Origin of the sequence: Mesorhizobium sp. M7A.F.Ca.US.002.01.1.1, from assembly GCF_004022955.1 — a bacterium.
In the GTDB taxonomy this organism is placed as follows: domain Bacteria; phylum Pseudomonadota; class Alphaproteobacteria; order Rhizobiales; family Rhizobiaceae; genus Mesorhizobium; species Mesorhizobium ciceri.
Genome location: NZ_RZQE01000568.1, coordinates 1 through 3,338 on the forward strand (window position 1 = coordinate 1; position 3,338 = coordinate 3,338).

The window sequence follows — 3,338 nt, forward strand, 5'->3', positions numbered from 1 at the left end:
TTCTTGTCCATGGCGCAATAATAGGCGGCCACGACCTCTTCCATGAAGGGGATCTGCCGCGCGGCCTTCTTGGCTGTGCGCCAGAATTTCTCGCGCACTTCGCTCTCGTCTGACGGCTTGCCGCCAAAGCCGAAGAAATCAAAACCGGATTGTTGCGCCATCAGTCTCTCCTTGCGGGGCTCATGCGCATCCGGCGCCTGCCCCGCGGGGGAAAATGTGGTGAAACCCGACCCCCGCTACAAGATGCCGGTGCCGATTTGGGCCTGCCGAGGCGATACCAGGCCTCAGGCGCCGGCAAAACGGTTCATTTTCGTGGCCAGATCGATATCGAGCGCAGTCACGCCGCCGGCGTCGTGGGTGTTCAGCGTCACGTCGACGGTCTTGTAGACATTCGACCAGTCGGGATGATGATCCATCGCCTCGGCGGCAAGCGCGACGCGGGTCATGAAGGCGAAAGCCTCGGAGAAATTCGCGAAGGTGAATGTGCGCTTGATGGAGGCGCCGTCTTTCGCCAGCGCCCAGCCGTCGAGGCCCGTCAATGCGGCTTCAGCGGCTTGCCTGCCCAGTTTCTCTCTCGCCATGTCCCTATCCTGTGCTATTCGAAAACGACCCTCACCATAGCGACGGATCGATGAGCGCGAAGCCTATAAATTCCATTCTCTTCGTCTGCCTCGGCAACATCTGCCGGTCGCCGCTGGCGGAAGGTGTCTTCCGCGCCGTTTGGGCCGAGCGCGGGTCGGCCCGGGATATCCTGCTCGATTCGGCGGGAACCAGTGACTGGGAGGCCGGCTCTGCCCCCGATCGACGCGCGATCGCGGTCGCCATGCGGCACGGCGTCGACATTTCCGGGCAGAGGGCGCGCAAGGTCACGCCGCAGGACCTCCACCGTTTCGACCTGATCCTTGGCATGGACCGGTCGAATGTCGCTGACCTGAAGGCGCTGGCGCCGGCGGCCGTGCAGGACCGTATCCATCTGTTCCTGGAATTCGCGCAGGGAAAGGCACGCGACGTGCCGGATCCTTATCATGACGAGGCAGAAGCCTTCGCTTCCGCCTATCGCATGATCCGCGAGGCGTCGGAGGCGCTGGCGACAAGGCTGGAGGCGCGGGCGTCCGTGCCTGACAGCGGCCAGGCTTCCTCGACGATGTAGGGTCCGCCGCCGACCGAATCGCGCGACGACATCAAAACGAAACGGCCGATGCGGAACGGCAGCGTCGAGAAATTGCCGCGCGCCGACAGATATTGGGCAACGTCCAGCGGGGTCGAATTGCGCAAGCGCGCCAGCGTCACATGCGGCATGAATTTGCGCGGGTCGGCCGGGATGCCGAGCCGCTGGCAGATGCGGTCGACCTCACCTTGAAGGGCGGCCAGATCGGGCGAGGCGGAAGCGCCCGCCCACACCGCATGCGGCTTCTTCTGGCCGAAAGCGCCGACGCCGGTCAGCGCCAGCGAGAAAGAAGGGCGGTGGACGCGGTCGAGCGCGTTGGCGATCTCGTCGGCGACATGGCCGGGAACATCGCCGATGAAGCGCAGCGTCAGATGGTAGTTTTCGACGTCGATCCAGCGAGCTCCCGGCAAGCCGCCCCGCAGCAGGGACAGCGAAAGGGCAGCGTCACGCGGAATTTCGAGGGCGGTGAAAAGACGCGGCATGAAGAGCCTCCCTTCCTCGAATCGAACTGTCACCCATAGCGAATCATCGATAGTCAAACGGAGCAAGAGGTTTGTTGGCCACAGTCCCTGTTAAAAGCTCGCCGGGCGGAAACAGTTCCAACCCGCTAGGAATCGCCCGGCACCGCCGCGATCACCTTCTCGACCGCGGGCAGGATGCGTTCGACCATCTGGTCGACGCCTCGTGCGCTCGGATGCAGGCCGTCCTCGAGCTGCATGCCGGGCTGGCCGGCGACGCCGTCGAGAAAGAACGGGTAGAGCGCGACGTCGTATTTCTTCGCCAGGTCCGGGAAAATGGCGTCGAAGGCGCTCTGGTAGTCGGGACCGAGATTGGGTGCGGCGCGCATGCCGGCCAGAAGCACGGCAATCTTGCGCTGCTTCAGCTTGCTCAGCATCTCGTCGAGGTTCTTTTTGGTGATGTCGGGCGAGACGCCGCGCAGCATGTCGTTGGCGCCGAGTTCGAGGATGACCAGCTGCGTGCCGTCCGGCACCGACCAGTCAAGCCGCGCCAGGCCGCCGCTCGTCGTGTCGCCGGAGACGCCGGCATTGGCGACGGTCACGTCGTGGCCTTTGGCGCCAAGCGCTGCCTGCAGCCTGTCGGTAAAGCCCTGGTCGGGTCCAAGGCCATAGCCCGCCATCAGGCTGTCACCGAAGCCGACGATCTTGAACGGCTCGGCACGCGCCGACGACATGACGCCGCAAATGGCGAGGAAAACCACGAAGCCTGCGGCAATACTGCGTTTGAAAGACATGCGGCAGGCCCCATATGAGCTAGGAATTCTCCAGTCGACGGCTTCCGGCAAGCAGAGCCTTCATTCCCAGATATAGGACGATTTCATTTTGACAGAAGCCGTCATCGCGCTGAAAGACGTGTCCCTGACCCTTGGCGAGGGCGCTTCATCGGTCCATGTGCTGAAGGGGGTGAGCCTCGACGTGGCGACCGGCGAGGCGACCGGCATCGTCGGACCTTCGGGTTCCGGCAAGTCGACCTTGCTGATGGTCCTGGCAGGCCTGGAAAGGGTCGATTCGGGTACGGTCCGAATCGCCGGCGAGCTGCTCAACGGCAAAAGCGAGGACCAGATTGCTTCGTTTCGTGGCCGAAACATTGGCATCGTGTTCCAGTCCTTCCATCTCATTCCCAACATGACGGCGCTCGAAAATGTCGCGGTGCCGCTGGAACTGGCCGGCCATTCCGATCCGTTCGCGGTGGCGGCGCGCGAGCTGGCGGCGGTTGGCCTCAGCGACCGCGTCACCCACTATCCCGGCGAATTGTCGGGCGGCGAGCAGCAGCGCGTGGCGATCGCCCGCGCATTGGCGCCGTCGCCGCGCATCCTGATCGCCGACGAGCCGACCGGCAATCTGGACCAGGCGACCGGGCGGCAGGTCGCCGACCTCCTGTTTGCGAAGGCGGCCGAGCGCGGCATGACGCTGGTGCTGGTGACGCATGATCCGGCGCTCGCGGCACGCTGTTCGCGCCAGGTTTCGATGCACTCGGGCCGGATCGAGGCACCGGCGCCGGTCAAGGTGACGGCCTGATGCCGCTGTCCCGGACGTTGAGGCTCGCTGTCCGCTTCTCGCTGCGCGAGATGCGCGGCGGCCTGTCCGGTTTCCTGATCTTCCTCGCCTGCATCGCGCTCGGCGTCGCGGCCATCGGCGGCGTCAACTCGGTG

The 3,338-nt window shown here is 64.6% G+C and carries 5 protein-coding genes and 1 pseudogene; 2 read left to right on the forward strand and 4 right to left on the reverse strand.

Translation table 11 applies throughout. The annotated features are described in order from the left end of the window. Both EN932_RS39245 and EN932_RS32035 read right to left on the reverse strand, forming a co-directional pair. A pseudogene (locus EN932_RS39245) lies at positions 1–161 on the reverse strand (DUF1232 domain-containing protein); the annotation flags it as partial. Positions 162–284: 123 nt separating this feature from the next. Beyond that, complete coding sequence (locus EN932_RS32035) at positions 285–581, reverse strand: 4a-hydroxytetrahydrobiopterin dehydratase (RefSeq protein ID WP_127368611.1); 297 nt, start codon at positions 579–581, stop codon at positions 285–287. Positions 582–631: 50 nt separating this feature from the next. Between EN932_RS32035 and EN932_RS32040 the strand changes: the two genes are divergently transcribed. After that, complete coding sequence (locus EN932_RS32040; RefSeq protein WP_013528818.1) at positions 632–1,150, forward strand: low molecular weight protein-tyrosine-phosphatase; 519 nt, start codon at positions 632–634, stop codon at positions 1,148–1,150. Here EN932_RS32040 and thpR read toward each other — a convergent pair. Together thpR and EN932_RS32050 are read right to left on the reverse strand one after the other, a co-directional pair. Then, complete coding sequence (gene thpR, locus EN932_RS32045) at positions 1,054–1,650, reverse strand: RNA 2',3'-cyclic phosphodiesterase (protein WP_063169549.1); 597 nt, start codon at positions 1,648–1,650, stop codon at positions 1,054–1,056. The genes EN932_RS32040 and thpR overlap by 97 nt on opposite strands. Positions 1,651–1,775: 125 nt before the next feature. Continuing rightward, complete coding sequence (locus tag EN932_RS32050; RefSeq protein WP_013528820.1) at positions 1,776–2,420, reverse strand: arylesterase; 645 nt, start codon at positions 2,418–2,420, stop codon at positions 1,776–1,778. A gap of 88 nt (positions 2,421–2,508) precedes the next feature. Here EN932_RS32050 and EN932_RS32055 point away from each other — a divergent pair, with 88 nt between their 5' ends. Further along, entirely contained in the window at positions 2,509–3,204 is a 696-nt protein-coding gene (locus tag EN932_RS32055; protein ID WP_063169548.1) for an ABC transporter ATP-binding protein, read from the forward strand. Positions 3,205–3,338 lie beyond the last annotated feature (134 nt).